This window comes from Pseudomonas sp. ADAK2, from assembly GCF_012935755.1.
Taxonomy (GTDB): domain Bacteria; phylum Pseudomonadota; class Gammaproteobacteria; order Pseudomonadales; family Pseudomonadaceae; genus Aquipseudomonas.
Map to the genome: position 1 here is coordinate 6,605,848 of NZ_CP052862.1, position 16,924 is coordinate 6,622,771.

Annotated in this window: 17 protein-coding genes; 7 read left to right on the forward strand and 10 right to left on the reverse strand. The window is 60.9% G+C overall.

The features are described 5' to 3' along the window. Positions 1-185: 185 nt before the first annotated feature. Positions 186-1,607, forward strand: a complete 1,422-nt coding sequence (gene leuC / locus HKK52_RS30360) for a 3-isopropylmalate dehydratase large subunit (RefSeq protein ID WP_169373797.1) — start codon at positions 186-188, stop codon at positions 1,605-1,607. Beyond that, entirely contained in the window at positions 1,604-2,218 is a 615-nt protein-coding gene (leuD, locus tag HKK52_RS30365) for a 3-isopropylmalate dehydratase small subunit (RefSeq protein ID WP_169373798.1), read from the forward strand. The genes leuC and leuD overlap by 4 nt, the downstream gene beginning before the upstream one ends. A 113-nt stretch (positions 2,219-2,331) precedes the next feature. On the opposite strand, the gene HKK52_RS30370 is transcribed toward leuD, so the two are convergent. From HKK52_RS30370 to soxR, 5 genes are all read right to left on the reverse strand, one after another. Then, positions 2,332-3,282, reverse strand: coding sequence for a LysR substrate-binding domain-containing protein (locus tag HKK52_RS30370; protein ID WP_169373799.1), 951 nt, complete (start codon positions 3,280-3,282; stop codon positions 2,332-2,334). A 20-nt stretch (positions 3,283-3,302) separates the two neighbouring features. Then, the gene (dctA, locus tag HKK52_RS30375; RefSeq protein WP_169373800.1) at positions 3,303-4,601 is read right to left on the reverse strand and encodes a C4-dicarboxylate transporter DctA; all 1,299 of its coding nucleotides are present in this window, start codon (positions 4,599-4,601) and stop codon (positions 3,303-3,305) included. Between the two features lie 111 nt (positions 4,602-4,712). Beyond that, the gene (locus HKK52_RS30380) at positions 4,713-5,588 is read right to left on the reverse strand and encodes an alpha/beta fold hydrolase (RefSeq protein ID WP_169373801.1); all 876 of its coding nucleotides are present in this window, start codon (positions 5,586-5,588) and stop codon (positions 4,713-4,715) included. Between the two features lie 242 nt (positions 5,589-5,830). After that, positions 5,831-6,289 carry a VOC family protein gene (locus HKK52_RS30385; RefSeq protein ID WP_169373802.1) on the reverse strand — a complete coding sequence of 153 codons (459 nt, stop codon included), beginning with the start codon at positions 6,287-6,289 and terminating at the stop codon, positions 5,831-5,833. A 345-nt stretch (positions 6,290-6,634) separates the two neighbouring features. Beyond that, on the reverse strand, positions 6,635-7,084 hold the full coding sequence (gene soxR / locus HKK52_RS30390; RefSeq protein WP_169373803.1) for a redox-sensitive transcriptional activator SoxR: 450 nt from the start codon (positions 7,082-7,084) through the stop codon (positions 6,635-6,637). A 95-nt stretch (positions 7,085-7,179) separates the two neighbouring features. Here soxR and HKK52_RS30395 point away from each other — a divergent pair, with 95 nt between their 5' ends. After that, complete coding sequence (locus HKK52_RS30395; protein ID WP_169373804.1) at positions 7,180-7,545, forward strand: antibiotic biosynthesis monooxygenase; 366 nt, start codon at positions 7,180-7,182, stop codon at positions 7,543-7,545. Here the strand turns inward: HKK52_RS30395 and HKK52_RS30400 are convergent, their stop codons facing one another. From HKK52_RS30400 to msuE, 4 genes are all read right to left on the reverse strand, one after another. Beyond that, positions 7,546-8,649 (reverse strand): sigma-54 interaction domain-containing protein, encoded by a 1,104-nt coding sequence (locus tag HKK52_RS30400; RefSeq protein ID WP_133840632.1) that lies wholly within the window; start codon positions 8,647-8,649, stop codon positions 7,546-7,548. It abuts the gene before it with no gap. 22 nt (positions 8,650-8,671) lie between these two features. Continuing rightward, positions 8,672-9,859 (reverse strand): acyl-CoA dehydrogenase family protein, encoded by a 1,188-nt coding sequence (locus HKK52_RS30405; protein WP_169373805.1) that lies wholly within the window; start codon positions 9,857-9,859, stop codon positions 8,672-8,674. 123 nt (positions 9,860-9,982) lie between these two features. Continuing rightward, positions 9,983-11,128, reverse strand: a complete 1,146-nt coding sequence (gene ssuD / locus HKK52_RS30410; protein WP_169373806.1) for an FMNH2-dependent alkanesulfonate monooxygenase — start codon at positions 11,126-11,128, stop codon at positions 9,983-9,985. Between the two features lie 10 nt (positions 11,129-11,138). Continuing rightward, positions 11,139-11,702 (reverse strand): FMN reductase, encoded by a 564-nt coding sequence (gene msuE / locus HKK52_RS30415; RefSeq protein ID WP_169373807.1) that lies wholly within the window; start codon positions 11,700-11,702, stop codon positions 11,139-11,141. Between the two features lie 387 nt (positions 11,703-12,089). Between msuE and HKK52_RS30420 the strand changes: the two genes are divergently transcribed. From HKK52_RS30420 to HKK52_RS30435, 4 genes are all read left to right on the forward strand, one after another. Continuing rightward, positions 12,090-12,359: a hypothetical protein gene (locus HKK52_RS30420; RefSeq protein WP_169373808.1), complete on the forward strand. Its 270-nt coding sequence runs from the start codon at positions 12,090-12,092 to the stop codon at positions 12,357-12,359. A 101-nt stretch (positions 12,360-12,460) separates the two neighbouring features. Next, the gene (locus HKK52_RS30425; RefSeq protein ID WP_169373809.1) at positions 12,461-13,075 is read left to right on the forward strand and encodes a LysE family translocator; all 615 of its coding nucleotides are present in this window, start codon (positions 12,461-12,463) and stop codon (positions 13,073-13,075) included. Between the two features lie 163 nt (positions 13,076-13,238). Beyond that, positions 13,239-14,396, forward strand: a complete 1,158-nt coding sequence (locus tag HKK52_RS30430; RefSeq protein WP_169373810.1) for an aminotransferase class V-fold PLP-dependent enzyme — start codon at positions 13,239-13,241, stop codon at positions 14,394-14,396. A 65-nt stretch (positions 14,397-14,461) separates the two neighbouring features. Next, on the forward strand, positions 14,462-16,270 hold the full coding sequence (locus HKK52_RS30435) for an aminopeptidase P family protein (protein WP_169373811.1): 1,809 nt from the start codon (positions 14,462-14,464) through the stop codon (positions 16,268-16,270). Positions 16,271-16,315: 45 nt separating this feature from the next. Here the strand turns inward: HKK52_RS30435 and HKK52_RS30440 are convergent, their stop codons facing one another. After that, on the reverse strand, positions 16,316-16,906 hold the full coding sequence (locus tag HKK52_RS30440) for a 2-hydroxychromene-2-carboxylate isomerase (RefSeq protein ID WP_169373812.1): 591 nt from the start codon (positions 16,904-16,906) through the stop codon (positions 16,316-16,318). Positions 16,907-16,924 lie beyond the last annotated feature (18 nt).

The following is a 16,924-nucleotide window of genomic DNA, read 5'->3' on the forward strand; positions in this document are numbered from 1 at the left end:
AAAGTAAATGTTTCGTATTGCTGTCCGGGAATGTGACGGACTTGGAAAAAGATCGCAGCCTTTGCCCCTGATCCAACACGATCCATGTTCCAAGCCATCACTCTCCGGCCATTGATGCCCACCCCCCGCTCCTTAAGATGGAACCCAGACGCCTGCGGCGTACCGTCCCCCGAGCGAGCACCTCCATGACCCGAGCCAGAACCCTCTACGACAAACACATCGATGCCCACACGGTGTGTCGCCTCGATGACCAGGGCCATGTCCTGTTGTACATCGATCGCCAGGTCATCAACGAATACACCAGCCCCCAGGCTTTCAGCGGTTTGCGCGAAGCCAAACGCGATGTCTGGCGCCCGGAAACCGCGTTGGCCGTGGTCGATCACGTCAACCCCACGGCCCCGGTGCGCATCGCCACCATGCCGGATGCCGGCGGGGCGCGGCAGGTGTCGTACCTGGCGGAAAACTGCCGGGATTTCGGCATTGAGTTGCTGGACATCCTCGACAAGCGCCAGGGCATCGAACACGTGATCGCGCCGGAGCAGGGCTTCATCCTGCCGGGCATGGTCATCGCCGCCGGCGACAGCCACACCACCACTTATGGCGCTCTCGGGGCCTTCGGTTTCGGCATCGGCACCTCGGAAATCGAACACCTGCTGGCGTCGCAGACCCTGGTCTACAAACGCCTGAAAAGCATGCGTGTGACCGTCGACGGCGAACTGGCCACCGGGCTGACTTCCAAGGACGTGATCATGGCGCTGATCGGGCAGATCGGCGCGTCAGGCGCCACCGGTTACGCCATCGAGTTTCGCGGCTCGACCATCGATGCCTTGAGCGTCGAAGCGCGCATGACTATCTGCAACATGGCGGTGGAGGCGGGCGCCCGAGGCGCATTTATGGCGCCGGACGAAAAAGTCTTCGCTTACCTCAAGGACAAACCCCGCGCACCCAAAGGTGAGGTGTGGGACCGCGCCGTCGAGAAGTGGCGCAGCCTGCACAGCGACCCGGACGCGCAGTTCGACCGTGAGGTTTCCGTCGATGCCAGTACGTTGGAGCCGATGGTCACCTGGGGCACCAGCCCCGACCAGGCCTCACCCATCGGCGCTCGGGTCCCGGATCCGCAAGCCGTCAGCGACCTGATCCTGCGCCAGGACATGCGCCGCGCCTTGAACTACATGGGCCTGGAGGCGGGCATGCCGCTGAGCGAAATCACCATCAGCCACGCCTTTATCGGTTCCTGCACCAACGCACGCATCGAAGACCTGCGCGACGCCGCCAGCGTGGTGCGCGGCAAACACGTCGCCGAGCATGTGCGGGCGATGATCGTGCCCGGTTCCACCGAAGTGCGCGATCAGGCCGAAGCCGAAGGCCTGGCAGCGATCTTTATCGAGGCCGGGTTCGAATGGCGCCAGTCCGGCTGCTCGATGTGCCTGGCGATGAACGACGACGTACTCGCGCCCGGCGACCGCTGCGCCTCCAGCACCAACCGCAATTTCGAAGGCCGCCAGGGCGCCGGAGCGCGCACGCATTTGATGAGCCCGGCGATGGTCGCGGCAGCGGCGATCACCGGTCGCCTGACCGATATCCGTCACTTTGGAGACCGCGCATGAGCCAGCAACCTTTTACCCACGTCAGCGGCAAAGCCGCGCCGATGCTCGCGGCCAACATCGACACCGACGTGATCATGCCCAAGCAATTCCTCAAGGGCATCGACCGCGCGGGGCTGGATCGTGGGTTGTTCTTCGATTTGCGGTTTTTGCCGGACGGTTCGCTCAATCCTGAGTTCGTGCTCAATCAACCGGCGTGGCAGGGAGCGAGTTTTATGGTGGTCGGGCCGAATTTCGGCTGCGGATCGAGCCGCGAGCACGCGGTCTGGGGCTTGAAACAGATGGGGATTCGGGCGCTGATCGGCTCAAGTTTTGCCGGGATCTTTTATGACAACTGCCAGCGCAACGGGGTGTTGTTGATCACGCTGGAAGAAGCGCTGTTGCAGCGGCTCGGGCAGGTTGTCAGCCAGCCGGACAGCGCTGGAATCAGCGTCGATCTGGAGGCGCAGCAGATTCGTTTGAACGATGGCCAGGTCATCCCGTTTGAGATCGACACCTTGCGCAAGACCGCGTTGTTGCTGGGGCTTGATGCCATCGGCAGCACGCTTCAGCGCCGCGAACAGATCAAGGCCTTTGAGCGTGAGCATCTGGCCGCGAATCCCTGGTTGGGCTGAAATCGCTTTCGCGGGCAAGCCTCGCTCCTACAGGATCGCGCAGTATTCGCGAACAACACTGTACCGGTAGGAGCGAGGCTTGCCCGCGAAGAGGCCCGACCATTCACCCCACTTCAAACCGACAACCCTTTGAAATGCTCCTGCAAAAACTCCACACACGCCCGTAACTTCCCGGAATACGCCAACCGCGTCGGGTACACCGCCCACACATTCGCACTCTGGGTGTAATCCGCCAGCACCTGCACCAACCGTCCTTGCTCCAGCAACGGCTTCACATCCCACAGTGAACGCAACAACACCCCGCGCCCATCCAGTGCCCACTGCAAAACGATCTCGCCGTTGTTGGACGACAACGGCCCACTGACCCGCACGCTTTCCTGAACCCCGTCGCGTTCCAGGTTCCAGATGCCGAACGCGTTGTCGCGCTCCTTGATCACCAGGCAATGATGCTGCTCCAGATCCGCCAACGTCTTCGGCGTGCCATGGCGTTGCAGGTAAACGGGAGCCGCGCACAACACCCGCCGATTGCTCACCAGCCGCCGGCCGATGTGTTGACCGGGAATGTCATCGCCGACGCGGATCTCCAAGTCAAAACCTTCACTGACGATGTCCACCACCCGATCAAACAGATCCAGGCGAATCTCCAGTTCCGGATATCGCTCGGCCAGCAGCGACACGGCCGGCGCCACATGGTTACGACCGAAACCGAAACTGCTGCACAGATGCAAACGCCCACGAGGACTGTCGTGGGCGTCGGAGAGTTCGTCGTGCAGTTGCTGGAAGTCATCGAGAATGCGCAAGGCCCAGCGCTGCACTCGCTCGCCATCCTCGGTCAGCGCGATGCGCCGACTGGTGCGATGTAGCAATCGTGTACCGAGGGTGGTTTCGAGAATCTGGATACGCTTGCTGACATAAGCAGGGGACAGCCCCAGTTCATCGGCGGCCGCGGCGAAACCGCTTTTGCGGATGACGGTGAGCAGGACTCGCAAGTCTTCGGGTAGGGGCACGGTGTCTTTCTTGAGGGTCATGACAGAACGGGCACTGGCGACATGAGCCGCCAGCATAGCATCGCCGCTTTCAGAGTTTATTCAGCGCTGACCTTGGCTGCGGCCCGGGCATGCCGCCCACGCTTGAGGGCAATCGGCGCCATTTTGCTGCGGTCCAGTTCGCCTTCCCACGCGGCCACCACCAACGCAGCCACGGCGTTGCCGATGATGTTGGTCAGGGATCGGCATTCCGCCATGAAGCGGTCAACGCCGAGGATCAGCACCATCGCCGCCACCGGCACAGTCGGCACCACCGCCAGGCTTGCCGCCAGTGCAACGAATCCCGCGCCAACCACCGCGCCGGCACCTTTGGACGTGAGCATCGCCACCGCCAGCAAGGTCAGTTGCTGCTCCAGCGTCAGGTCGATATTGGTCGCTTGAGCGAGGAACAACACGGCCAGGGTCATATAGATGTTGGTGCCGTCGAGGTTAAAGGTGTAGCCGGTCGGCACCACGATCCCCACCACACCTTTCGACGCGCCGAGGCTTTCCAGTTTCTGGATCAACTGCGGCAGCGCCGATTCCGAAGAGCTGGTGCCGAGCACGATCAACAGCTCAGCCTTGATGTACGCCAACAGTTTGAAAATGCTGAACCCGGCATAGCGAGCGATGCTGCCCAGCACGCAGGCAACGAAAATAAACGCGGTCAGATAGAAGGTGCCGATCAACTTCAGCAGCGGCAACAACGAGCCGAGGCCGTACTTGCCGATCGTGAAGGCAATCGCGCCGAAGGCGCCAATCGGCGCGACGCGGCTAATGATGCCGACGATGCGGAAAAACACCTCGCTGGCCTGATTGATGATGCCCACCAGCGGCCGACCCTTTTCACCGACCATGACCAGCGCAATCCCGAACAGCACCGAAACGAACAGTACCGGCAGGATTTCGCCCTGGGAGAACGCCTCGAAAAAAGTGGTCGGAATCACATGCAACAGAAACCCGGTCACGCCTTCGCCGTGTTGCGCCTGACCGACGAAACCGGCGATGGCTGTCGAATCGAGGGTCTTCACATCAATGTTGAAACCCGCGCCCGGATGCAGCGCATGGGCGGCGAGCAAGCCGATCAACAGCGCGACGCTGGACACCACTTCGAAATACAACAGCGCCTTGCCGCCGACCCGACCCACCTGTTTCACGTCGTGCATGCTGGTGATCCCGGAGACCACGGTGCAGAAGATGATCGGGCCGATGATCATCTTGATCAGCTTGATAAAACCGTCGCCCAACGGCTTGAGATCGATGCCGACCTGCGGCCAGTAATGCCCGATCACAATGCCCATCGCGATGGCGATAAGCACCTGCACATAGAGGGTTCCCAGCAGTTTTCTGATTGTCATTTTTATTATCTCGAGACGGTTTTTGGACATGACGATCCCGCGCAGGCCAGTGACGGCCCGCGGTGGGAGGTGGATTCAGGTCAGGTTGTTGCGGGTGTCAGCGCAGGGCTGTCAGTGCAGGAAAGGCAGGACCTCGGCGAGCAGCAGTTCGGGGGCTTCTTCGGCGATGTAATGGCCGGCTGGCAGGGCTTTGCCGCGCACGTCGGTGGCGACGAGTTGCCATTCCTTCAGTGGCTCGAAACAGCGGCCGACCGTGCCTTCGGCGCCCCATAGCACCAGCAGCGGCAAGTTCAGATGACGGCCGGCGTCGAGATCGGCGCGGTCGTGATCGAGGTCGATGCTCGCGCTGGCGCGGTAGTCCTCGCAGATGCCCCCGGCGGTGCCGGGCAGTTTCAAACAGCGCAGGTATTCGCTGAAGGCTTCGGCGGTGAACGGCTTGAGCCCGGCGCTACGGCTGCCCATCACGCTGCGCAGATACGCTTCGGGATCGGCTTCGATCAGGGTTTCCGGCAACGGCGCCGGGCGGATCAGGAAGAACCAGTGCCAATAGGCGCGGGCGAACGCTTCGTTGGTTTGCGCGTACATCGACAGGGTCGGCGCGATATCCAGCAGCACCATGCGCTGCACGGTCGCGGGATGGTCCAGCGCCAGGCGATGGGCGACCCGGGCGCCACGGTCGTGGGCCAGCACCGAGAATTGCTCGAAGCCCAGCGACTTCATCAGCTCGAAGCCGTCCTTGGCCATTTCCCGTTTCGAGTAGTGGGTGTGGTGATCGTTGGCCGGCGGTTTGGCGCTGTCGCCGTAGCCGCGCAGGTCGGCGGCGACCACGGTGAAGTGCTCGGCCAGTTGCTCGGCGATCTTGTGCCAGATGACGTGGGTTTGCGGGTGACCGTGCAACAGCAACAGGCCGGGGCCGGTGCCGCCGATGCGGTAGGCGATGTCCACGCCGTTGACGTGGCGCTGGTCTTTCAGGAATCCGGCGAACATGGGGAATGACTCCTTGTTGTAGTTGCCTGCATCCTGAAATTGTTCGGCGGTGACGGCAAGGCGCAAAGCGTGGGGCGGTTGTTCATGAAGTGTGTTGAGCCAGATCGTTCCCACGCTCCGCGATTAATCGTTCCCACGCTCTGCGTGGGAATGCAGCCCGGGACGCTCCGCGTCCCTCCAAAGCCGAACGCGGAGCGTCCGTGGAGGCATTCCCACGCAGAGCGTGGGAACGATCAGGGGGCTCAACCCTGTTGAAACATCTCCTTCGCCCGCTGCTCAATCTGCTCCTGGGTCAGATCCTCCTTGCGTGTCGCCAAAAACCACAAATGCCCATACGGATCCTTCAAGGTCCCCGAGCGGTCGCCATAAAACTGATCCTTGACCTCGGACACCACCGTGCCACCGGCATCAATCGCCTGTTTATAGGACTTGTCGACATCGGTCACATACAGGTGCAGCCCCACGGACGGTGACGTGTCCGGATTGCTCAATGGCCCTTGATCGCACGGCGTACCGAGCATGATCGGGCAATCGCCGATACGCAGTTCGGCATGGCCGATACCGCCGTCGGGCATGCTCAGGCGCATCACCTCGATAGCGTTGAAGGCTTTTTTGTAGAAGTCGATGGCTTCGGCGGCTTTCTGGATGCCGAGATACGGGGTGATGCTGTGATAGCCCTCTGGAATGGGTTTGACGCTCATAACGGTTCTCCCTTGTTGTTGTGAGTTGAAGGTGTTCCTTCGCCGGTTTCCGGTCGGATAACTATAGGTCAGCGCTACCGCCGATACCGAGTGCCCGACGAGCAGCAGCGCCACTGTTCAGTTATCAACAGCGAAGCAGCAGATTGCTCGGGTTTGCCACCTTTAACACCGTTTAACCCCCCGGAACGGCAGTTCATTCTGACCCGCTATAAAGGGCAGATTGCGCCGGGGTTCTAAATGATCGTTCCCACGCTCTGCGTGGGAACGCCTCAAGGGACGCTCCGCGTTCCAATGGGACGCGGAGCGTCCCGGGCTGCATTCCCACGCGGAGCGTGGGAACGATCATTACTCGAGGAGCTGCGCCCCCGTCCCACGCTCCCCCAACACATCGCCAAAATTACGCAACGGACACGCCTCCATCGACAAACACCCACAGCCGATGCAGCCATTGAGCCGATCCCGCAACGCCGTCAGCTGATGAATCCGCTGATCCAGATCCTTGCTCCACTGCGCCGACAACACCTGCCAGTCCGCCGCCGTCGGTGCGCGGTTGTCCGGCAAGGCTTGCAGCGCCTCGGCAATCTCTGCCAGCGGAATCCCCAGCCGCTGCGCGACCTTGATCAACGCTACCCGCCGCAACACTTCCCGCGGATAGCGGCGCTGGTTGCCCTGATTGCGATGGCTTTTGATCAAGCCTTTGGTTTCATAGAAGTGCAGGGCGGTCACGGCCACGCCGCTACGGGCGGCGACCTGGCCGACGGTGAGTTCCTTGTGCAGGTTTTCCGAGGTGACCATTTAGAAAAAGCCTCTTGACCTCTAGTTAACTAGAGGTTTTACCCTGCAGGCCTTCGGATCGCAAGATCCGGTTTTCAGGTGAGTGGGGACTATTCATGCAAACGTCAGCGAAAAACCGCAGTTTCACCCAACTGATCGAATTCGAGATCGAGCCTCATCAACAACCGGCGCTGGTGTCGGCGCTGTCGGCACAGACCGAGCGCCTGGCCCAGGATTTCAGTGGGTTCCTCAGCGCGAGCATCCAGGCCAGCGACGATGGCCGGCGAGTGCTGAATTACCTGCAATGGCAATCCCGCGAGGCCGGGGAAGCCGCGTTCCAGCGCTTTGAAAGCGGCGAGCAGGATTTCTGGCACCTGATCCGCGCCCATCAGGCGAAGACCGTGACCTTCGGTTCATTTCAGGTGCTGCACAGCCTGGAGCGCAGTCACGATGACGCGCTGCACTGCAATCTGGTGAGCTAACTAAATCGACAACTGCATCAAGCGCTCACCCTGCACGTTTTCCGTTGGCCGGCGCTTGTTCACCGCCAGTTCGCCGATCTTGATCAGGCGCGTGCGAGTCACGTTGCGGCTCAACCCCAGCAATGCGGCGGTGTGCACCTGGTTGTAATGACTGAAGCGATACGCCGCGCGCAACAAAGCGTCTTCGACCTTTTCGTGCAGCGCCCCGGCCTGTTCCTCAAAGAGCTTTTGAAAGGCCCGATCAAGCAACGCTTCCGGTGAATCGTCGACCGTGCCGTGGTGATCGTCCTGCCGCTCGATGCGCATGTTCGACAGGCGCAGGTCGTCCCGTTCGATCACGCCGTTACGGCAAATCAGCAAGGTGTGGTGAATGACGTTTTCCAGCTCGCGGATATTGCCCGGCCAACTGTAGCTGCGCAGTTTCAGCTCGGCTTCTTTGCTGATGGTGACCGTGCCATAGCCGAGGCGCTGGCTGTAGGCTTCGACGAAATGGCGGGTCAGCGGCAGGATGTCGCCGGGGCGGTCGCGCAGCGGACTCAATTCCAGACTGACCACGTCGAGTCGGTAATACAGATCCTCGCGGAAATGCCCGGCGTTGATGGCTTTTTCCAGTTGCACGTTGGTCGCCGCCAGCACCCGCACGTCGATGGGAATGCTCTTGCGCGAACCCAGTCGCACCACTTCGCGCTCCTGCAACACCCGCAGCAACTTGACCTGGATCGCCATCGGCAAATCGCCGATTTCATCGAGGAACAAAGTGCCGCCATCGGCCTCCTCGAACCACCCGGCCTTGGCACTCAACGCCCCAGTGAACGCGCCTTTTTCGTGGCCGAACAATTCGGCTTCCACCAGGGATTCGGAGAACGCGCCGCAGTTCACCGCCACGAACGGCCGGTTGCGCCGGGCGCTGAGGTTGTGGATATGCCGCGCTACCAGCTCTTTGCCGGTGCCGGTTTCACCGATGATCAGCACGCTGGCTTCACTCGGCGCGACCTGTTGCAAATGCGCGAGCAAGGCCTGGGATTTCGGGTCTTCGAACACCTGCGCGGTGGCACGGATCGACGTGGCCAGGGCGGGCGAGGGCGGTAGGGTCAGCAGTTGCATGGCAGGCTCCATGAAGAGAAGGTCAGGAATAGAAAGTCGGAATCGGCAGGGACTGGTTCAACGCCCAATCACCCAGTTCATGGAGTTTGTAATCCACCGGGTCGTGCAGGGTTTGCGTGCGCAGGTTGCGCCAGTGCCGATCCAGGCGCAGCGAGGCATGGGTCGAGCGCGCGCCGGTCACTTCGAACAAACGGCTACACAGCTCCAGGCCATTGCGCGTGGCGGCGACCTTGGCCGTGGCGATGGCCGTTGCCAGATGCCCGCGTTCTTCGGCGCTGAGATTCGGGCCCTTGGCCCACGCCTTGTCGAGCAGGTCGGCGGCGCGTTCCACCAGCAAGCGGACGCCTTCGAGGGCGACCCAGAATTCGCCGTAATGGCTGAGCACATACGGGTCTTCGCGCACATCCTGGGCGCTGGATTTATGCCAGGGCCGGGTTTCGGTGAGGGTGTATTGCCGCGCTTCTTCAAAGGCACCTTCGGCGATACCGAGAAACATATGGGTGAAGGTCAACTGCGCAATCAATGGCCGCAGGCAGGCGAATGGTGTGCTCAACGGACCGGGATCGAGCAGCAGTTCCGACTCCTCGACCCGCACCCGTTCGAAGGTGGCGCTGCCGCTGTCGGTCTGGCGCTGGCCCATGTTGTTCCAGTCGTTGTGCAGGGTGATGCCGCTGCGACCGCTGGGGATCGCGGCGATCAACAGCTTGCCGCCGGCGTTTTCGTCGACCGCCGAGGCGATCAGCATTTGCGAATCGCTGGCGCCGGAGCAGAAACTTTTCTTGCCGGAAAACTCGCGCCAGCCGCCGAGGTTTTTCACCACGGTGCGGGTGTCCAGCGGGTTGAGGGCGTTGCCCCAGAACCAGTTCTTGCGCGCGGTTTGTTCGAACCACGGCTGCCATTGCTCGGGTTTGGCGAACAGGCGCACGGTGGCGAGCATCAGGTGATGGAAGCCGAAGACATGGGCAATCGAACTGTCGACCTTGGCGAACTCGCGCACGATGTTCAGGGTTTCACTCCAGCTGGCGCCGAGGCCGCCGTACTGGGTGGGAATGCTTAAGGCGAGCAATCCGCTGTGGCGCAGGGCATCGCGCTCGGCCTTGGGCGTACCGCCGCGTTCATCGCGCTCGACGGCAGTCAGGGCAAACTCGGCCGCCAATTGGCGGGCAGTGTGCAAGGGGGAGAGCAGGGCGCTTTGTGGTTTGGCCGTCACGCGGGGGTTCCTTCTTTCTGGTGACTGATCGTTAATGCCTCTAGGGACGCTCCGCGTCCAGTGATGCGGAGCGTCACGGGCTGCATTCCCACGCAGAGCGTGGGAACGATCAGGCGGTACGGATCAGGCCGTGGCTTTGGTGGGCAGCACGTCATTGGCAATCATTTCGCCAAACGGCCCGGTGAGGTTGGTCACGCCACGTCCGGCCAGGCTGGCGTACGGTTCCGGCAACAGCGGGAACACCAGTTCGGCAAAGCGATACGCTTCTTCAAGGTGCGGATAGCCCGAGAAGATAAAGCTCTCGATCCCCAGGTCCGCGTACTCCTTGATCCGCGCCGCCACTTGCTGCGGATCGCCCACCAGTGCGGTCCCGGCACCGCCGCGTACCAGGCCGACACCGGCCCAGAGGTTGGGGGCGATTTCCAGATTGTCGCGACGCCCGTCGTGCAGCGCAGCCATGCGCCGCTGGCCTTCGGAATCAAACCGCGAGAACGACTTCTGCGCAGCCGCGATGGTCTCGTCGCTGATGTGCTCGATCAGTTTGTCCGCGGCTTTCCACGCCTCTTCGGCCGTCTCGCGAACAATCACATGCAGGCGAATCCCGAACTTCACCGTGCGCCCGTTACGCGCGGCACGCTCTCGCACGTCGGCGAGTTTTTCCGCCACGGCAGCCGGTGGCTCGCCCCAGGTCAGGTACACGTCCACTTGCTCGGCGGCGAGTTCATGGGCCGCTTCGGAAGACCCACCGAAGTACAGCGGCGGATAGGGCTTCTGCACTGGCGGATACAACGCCTTGGCGTTCTGCACTTGCAAATGTTTGCCTTCGAAATCGACGGACTCGCCTTGCAGCACCCGGCGCCAGATTCGCAGGAATTCATCGGTCACTTCATAGCGTTCACTGTGATCGAGGAAGATCCCGTCACCCCGGTTTTCATCCGGGTCGCCGCCGGTCACTACGTTGATCAGCAAGCGGCCATTGGACAGACGATCCAGCGTCGCAGCCATGCGCGCCGAAACGGTCGGCGAGATGATCCCCGGACGAATCGCCACCAGGTATTTCAGGCGTTCGGTCAACGGCACCAGCGCCGAGGCGATCACCCACGAATCTTCGCAGGAGCGTCCGGTGGGAATCAGTACGCCGTGGTAGCCGAGGCTGTCCGCGGCCTGGGCCACTTGTTTCAGGTAGTTGAGCGTCACCGGACGGGCGCCCTGGGTGGTGCCCAGGTAATGGCCGTCGCCATGGGTCGGCAGAAACCAGAAAACATCCATGAAGAGATCCTTAAGCGATTTTCAGCAGATTTTTGGGGTGCACGCCGAACAACGGCGCCGCGCGTTCTGCAGCAAGACGAATGCGGGCCTTCAAGGGCTCACTGGTTATTTGGTAATTCGAGAAATCGGCTTCGGTGGCGTAGACGCCAATCGGCAAGGTCAGGGCCTGGAAGAAACTGAACAGCGGCCGCAGTTGGTGATCGAGCACCAGCGCATGACGTTCGCTGCCACCGGTGGCGGCGAGTAGCACGGGGGTGTTGATCAGCGCATTGAGATCGATCAGGTCGAACAGATGCTTGAGCAGGCCAGGGTAGGAACCGCGATAAACCGGCGCGGCGACGATCAACAGGTCGGCGCTTTCGATGGCCTGCAGCTCGGCTTCGACTTCGGCGCTCAATTCCTGGCGGGCGAGAGCGGCGCCTAATGGTCGGGCGATGTCGCCCAGTTCGATCAGCTTGCTCTCGATCGGCAACTGTTCACCGAGTTCAGCCAACAGCGCTTGGGTCAGCACCAAGGTGCGGGACGGACGCCAGGTACCGCCGGAGAGGGCAACGACTTTCAATGGACGCGACATGATCAGTTCCTTTTTAAACAGTTGCTCAGGGAGCAGTGAAGAGTCACTGGGCTTGAGCAAGACCTGTACCAATCCGTCGAAGCCCCGTTTTCCGGGCCTTGCAGCGCCGTGATTGACGCAAACTGTGCGATTGGCGGGGCTGTTTGTTGAATGACTGTTGTCTGGCAAACAGTTGCGTGGGCAACAGCGGTTGAAGCGATGCCGTTGTTATAAAGGCTTGCTGTTATTCCGTAAAAGATCATTAAAAGATATTTATAGATCTTTAATGAATATGCGAGCAGTGATGTTTTGATCCTGATACCCACTATCGAGAGCGTTGATTTCTGCCAGACCCAGGCCGGGCGTAGCCTTCACCCATCGCCAAACAAGATAGTCAGGACACTCCCCATGAAACGTTTACTCGCTGTTTCCCTGCTGCTCGCCGTCTCCGTCCTCGCCGGATGTGCCAGCCATGTTTCACCGGAACTGCGGCCCTACACCGCTGAAGAAACCAAAGAGCTGGCGCTCGAAACCCTGAATCGTCGCGGCTTGTCCTTCGATGAATACCAGGCGAAAAAAGCCGAGTTGCTCGGCCAGCCTCAGAAAGTTTTCGGTTACGACAACCAAGGTGAAATGAGCGCCGAACGTGCCGTACACCTGCACGGTCGTCCAAGCTAAGCTGCGACTGTACTGCTCGAACTTTTCCGCAACTGTCCGTGGGTTTCCCGGTAGGCGTGCGATAGGGTCAATACCTGACTGACCCTGACGGACTGCCACCGATGACGCTCTCGTTCGATCTGCTGCTGGGCTTCGCCCTGTTTGCCCTTGTGACCTCCATCACCCCCGGCCCGAACAACACCATGTTGCTGGCATCGGGCGTGAACTTCGGCTTTAACCGCACCATCCCCCATATGCTTGGCATCACCTGCGGCTTCTTTGTCCTGGTGGTCGCGGTGGGTTTTGGCCTGGGCGCGGTGTTTAAAACCTATCCGTTGCTCTACACCGTCCTGCGTTACGTCGGCGCGGCTTATTTGCTGTACCTGGCGTGGAAAATCGCCCACTCCGGGCCGGTCTCCGAGAGCGAAAAGGGCGAGAGCAAACCGATCAGCTACCTCAGTGCCGCAGCATTTCAGTGGGTCAATCCCAAGGCCTGGATCATGGCCATCGGTGCCATCAGTACCTACACGCCGATGCAGGGTTATTTCACCAACGTGATTGTGATTGCTGCGGTTTTTGCCTTGATCAACTTGCCGAGCGTCGGTGTCTGGGCCGGTTGCGGCACTTTGTTGCGCAATGTGTTGAAGGATCGCCGCTGGTTGCGGATCTTCAACTGGGGCATGGCCTTGCTGCTGGTGGCTTCGCTGTATCCGTTGTTGATCGAAAGCTTTAGCTGACGCATTGCTTCAACCGGTTGCCCGATGCCTGTTAAGCTCGACTTCAGGAGCGTTCCTACGCACTTTGAAATGAAGTCGTATTTCTTTAACAGCATCCGATCAGGTATTGCTGGTGTCCTCACCCGGCGCACCTGATCCCGGAACACGCTCTGCGAGCCTTTTTATGAATAAACGTCCGTTGTATTTCGACTACGCCGCCACCACGCCGGTGGATGAGCGGGTCATCAAGGTCATGGTCGAGTGTCTGGGTTTCAACGGTAATTTCGGCAATCCGGCGTCCAGCTCCCATGCGTTTGGCCAACAGGCCCGGCAATCGGTCGAGCAGGCGCGCCAGCAAGTCGCCGAACTGGTGGGTGCCCAGGCGGATCAGATCGTCTGGACCTCCGGCGCTACCGAATCGAATAACCTGGCTTTAAAGGGCGTCGCCCAGGCCCGAGGCGTGTCCGGCGGCCACATCATCACCAGCCAGATCGAACACAAGGCCGTTCTCGACACCGCGAAACAATTGCAGGACGCCGGTGTGGCGGTGACCTATCTGGTGCCGGATGCCGAAGGCCTGATTACCCCGCAAGCAGTCAGCGAAGCCATGCGCGAGGACACCTTTCTGGTGTCGCTGATGCTGGTCAATAACGAATTGGGTACGGTCAACGACATCCCGGCGATCGGCCAGGTGGTGCGTAATCGTGACGCGTTGTTTCACGTCGACGCCGCTCAGGGCGCGGGCAAAGTCATGATCGATCTGGCCGAATGGCCGGTGGATCTGATGTCGTTTTCCGCGCACAAGATCTACGGGCCCAAAGGCATCGGCGCGCTGTATGTCGGCCCGCGGGCGCAACAGCGTTTGCAGGCGCAGATCCACGGGGGCGGTCACGAGGGCGGGTTACGCTCCGGCACCCTGGCTACTCACCAGATCGTGGCCATGGGCGAAGCGTTTGCGTTGGCGGCGACCTTGTTCGATGACGAGAAAGCCACCATCGTTCATCTGCGCGAGCGCTTGCTCGAACAGCTATTGAGCATTCCCGGCGTGCGCCTCAACGGCAGCACAGCCCAACGCATCCCTCACACTCTGAGCCTGACCTTCGGCGAAGGCGAGTTCAATGCCGCGACATTGGGCCAGTCGATCGCGTTTTCCGCGACGTCGGCCTGCAATTCCGCCAGCAATGCGCCTTCCCATGTGCTGCTAGCCTTGGGGCACGACGCCCGCTCGGCCGGCCGCACCATTCGCTTGAGCCTTGGTCGGTTCACCACCGAGCAGGATATCGACCAGGCGGTTCAGCTGATCAAAGCAGCCTGTGCCAGCGCCCCGGCGTTCTGGCAATAAGCCGTTAAAGCGCCGACTCAGATCGGCACTCAACAATAATGATGAAGTGGTTAGCAGGAGACATGATGAGTACGCAGCCTTTGACCAATGGATTGGTATCCCAGCGCTTGGCGCAAACCCGTGAGCTGATGAGCCGGGAGGGCATTCATGCCCTGTTGGTGCCGTCGGCCGACCCGCACCTGTCCGAATACCTGCCGGGTTACTGGCAAGGGCGGCAATGGCTGTCGGGCTTTCACGGCTCCGTCGGAACCCTGATCGTTACGCCGGATTTTGCCGGGGTCTGGGCTGACAGTCGTTACTGGGAACAAGCGAGCAAGGAGCTCAAAGGCAGCGGCATCGAATTGGTCAAGCTGCAACCGGGTCAACCGAGCCCGCTGGACTGGCTGGCCGAACAAACCCCTGAAGGTGGCGTCGTCGCTGTCGATGGTGCAGTGATGGCCGTGGCCTCGGCGCGCACGCTGGGGGGCAAGCTCGAAGAGCGCGGCGCTCGTCTGCGTACTGACATCGATCTGCTCAGCGAAGTCTGGAGCGATCGCCCAAGTTTGCCGAACGAACCGATCTATCAACACTTGCCGCCGCAAGCGACCGTGAGCCGCGGCGAGAAACTCGCCAAGTTGCGTGAGGTATTGCAAGAGCGCGGTGCCGACTGGCATTTCATCGCCACCCTTGATGACATCGCCTGGCTGTTCAACCTGCGCGGCGGCGATGTGTCGTTCAACCCGGTGTTTGTCTCCTTCGCCTTGATCAGCCAGCAGCAGGCGACTCTGTTTGTGGCGCTGAGCAAAGTCAGCGCCGAACTGCGCGCGATCCTCGAGCAGGACGGCGTGACCCTGCGCGATTACAGCGAAGTGGCCGATGCCTTGCGCGCCGTGCCGAGCGGCGCGAGCCTGCAGGTCGATCCGGCCCGCGTCACCGCCGGGTTGCTGGAAAACCTGAACAGCGGCGTGAAACTGCTGGAAGGCCTGAACCCGACCACCTTGGCCAAATCCCAGAAAAGCCTGGCCGACGCCGAACACATCCGCCAGGCCATGGAGCAGGACGGCGCGGCGCTGTGCGAATTCTTCGCCTGGCTGGAGTCGGCCTGGGGCCGCGAGCGCATCACCGAACTGACCATCGACGAACACCTGACCGCAGCGCGCATGCGACGCCCGGATTATGTGTCGCTGAGTTTCAACACCATTGCCGCGTTTAACGCCAATGGCGCGATGCCGCACTATCACGCCACCGAAGAAGAACACGCGGTGATCGAGGGTGATGGCCTATTGCTAATCGACTCGGGTGGCCAATATCTGGGCGGCACCACCGACATTACGCGGATGGTGCCGGTCGGTACGCCAACCGACGAGCAAAAACGCGATTGCACGCGAGTGCTCAAGGGCGTGATCGCTTTGTCCCGGGCGCAGTTTCCAAAAGGGATTTTGTCGCCGTTGCTGGACGCCATCGCTCGTGCGCCGATCTGGGCTGAAAACGTTGATTACGGTCACGGCACCGGGCATGGCGTCGGCTACTTCCTCAATGTTCACGAAGGCCCGCAAGTGATTGCCTATCAAGCCGCGGCCGCGCCACAAACCGCGATGCAGCCGGGGATGATCACCTCTATCGAGCCGGGGACTTATCGTCCGGGTCGTTGGGGTGTGCGGATCGAAAATTTGGTATTGAACCGCGAGGCGGGGACAAGCGAGTTCGGTGAATTCCTCAGATTCGAAACCCTGACCCTGTGCCCGATCGACACGCGTTGCCTGGAGCCGTCGCTGCTGACTGATGATGAGAAACAGTGGTTCAACGGTTATCACGCTGAAGTACGTCAGCGCTTGAGCCCGTTGCTCGACGGTGCTGCGCTGGAGTGGTTGAACACGCGGACTGCGGCTATCTGAACGGATTGAGTTCAGGCGCTCCAACGAGCGCCTGGCTCATGCGATTCAGCTCAGGGCTTCAACGACGAAGTCCAACCGGTCCTGGCCGAAGAACAGTTGATTATCGATAAACATGCTCGGCGCACCGAACACGCCGCGCTTCACCGCCTTCTCGGTATTGTCCTTGAGGGCGGCTTTGACTTCCTCGTCGGCAGTCAGAGCCAGCACCTCGTTCGGATCAAAACCATTCTGCATCAGTACGGCCGCGACGGTCGCTGGGTCATCGAGGCTGCGACCTTCGACCCACAGCGCCGTGAACAGACAATCAATAAATGCCTGGAAACGCTGCGGATGACGCAGTTGTATGCCCATGACGGCGCGCATCAGCATCAGCGTGTTGATCGGGAAATGTGGGTTGAATTTCAGCGGAACGCCATAGCGTTTGGCGTAACGGTCCAGATCCTGAAACATGTAGCGACCCTTGGCCGGGATGGTCGCGGGTGAGGCGTTGCCGGTGGCTTTGAAAACGCCGCCCAGCAGCATGGGAATGTAGATCAGCTGACTGTCGGTCTGTGCGCAGATCTTCGGCAGTTGGGTGTAGGCCAGGTAGGTGGCGGGGCTACCCAGGTCGAAATAGAACTCCACGGTTTTGCTCATGGTCGATGCGCTCTGCTT

What these genes read in the sequence shown, in the direction of transcription:
- HKK52_RS30380 (WP_169373801.1), bottom strand. Translation starts at nt 5,588, where the DNA reads ATGTTCGCCGGATTCCTGAAAGACCAGCGCCACGTCAACGGCGTGGAC.
- HKK52_RS30435 (WP_169373811.1), top strand. Translation starts at nt 14,462, where the DNA reads ATGAGTACGCAGCCTTTGACCAATGGATTGGTATCCCAGCGCTTGGCG.
- ssuD (WP_169373806.1), bottom strand. Translation starts at nt 11,128, where the DNA reads ATGGATGTTTTCTGGTTTCTGCCGACCCATGGCGACGGCCATTACCTG.
- HKK52_RS30385 (WP_169373802.1), bottom strand. Translation starts at nt 6,289, where the DNA reads ATGAGCGTCAAACCCATTCCAGAGGGCTATCACAGCATCACCCCGTAT.
- leuD (WP_169373798.1), top strand. Translation starts at nt 1,604, where the DNA reads ATGAGCCAGCAACCTTTTACCCACGTCAGCGGCAAAGCCGCGCCGATG.
- msuE (WP_169373807.1), bottom strand. Translation starts at nt 11,702, where the DNA reads ATGTCGCGTCCATTGAAAGTCGTTGCCCTCTCCGGCGGTACCTGGCGT.
- HKK52_RS30440 (WP_169373812.1), bottom strand. Translation starts at nt 16,906, where the DNA reads ATGAGCAAAACCGTGGAGTTCTATTTCGACCTGGGTAGCCCCGCCACC.
- HKK52_RS30395 (WP_169373804.1), top strand. Translation starts at nt 7,180, where the DNA reads ATGCAAACGTCAGCGAAAAACCGCAGTTTCACCCAACTGATCGAATTC.
- leuC (WP_169373797.1), top strand. Translation starts at nt 186, where the DNA reads ATGACCCGAGCCAGAACCCTCTACGACAAACACATCGATGCCCACACG.
- dctA (WP_169373800.1), bottom strand. Translation starts at nt 4,601, where the DNA reads ATGACAATCAGAAAACTGCTGGGAACCCTCTATGTGCAGGTGCTTATC.
- HKK52_RS30420 (WP_169373808.1), top strand. Translation starts at nt 12,090, where the DNA reads ATGAAACGTTTACTCGCTGTTTCCCTGCTGCTCGCCGTCTCCGTCCTC.
- HKK52_RS30425 (WP_169373809.1), top strand. Translation starts at nt 12,461, where the DNA reads ATGACGCTCTCGTTCGATCTGCTGCTGGGCTTCGCCCTGTTTGCCCTT.
- HKK52_RS30430 (WP_169373810.1), top strand. Translation starts at nt 13,239, where the DNA reads ATGAATAAACGTCCGTTGTATTTCGACTACGCCGCCACCACGCCGGTG.
- soxR (WP_169373803.1), bottom strand. Translation starts at nt 7,084, where the DNA reads ATGGTCACCTCGGAAAACCTGCACAAGGAACTCACCGTCGGCCAGGTC.
- HKK52_RS30400 (WP_133840632.1), bottom strand. Translation starts at nt 8,649, where the DNA reads ATGCAACTGCTGACCCTACCGCCCTCGCCCGCCCTGGCCACGTCGATC.
- HKK52_RS30370 (WP_169373799.1), bottom strand. Translation starts at nt 3,282, where the DNA reads ATGCTGGCGGCTCATGTCGCCAGTGCCCGTTCTGTCATGACCCTCAAG.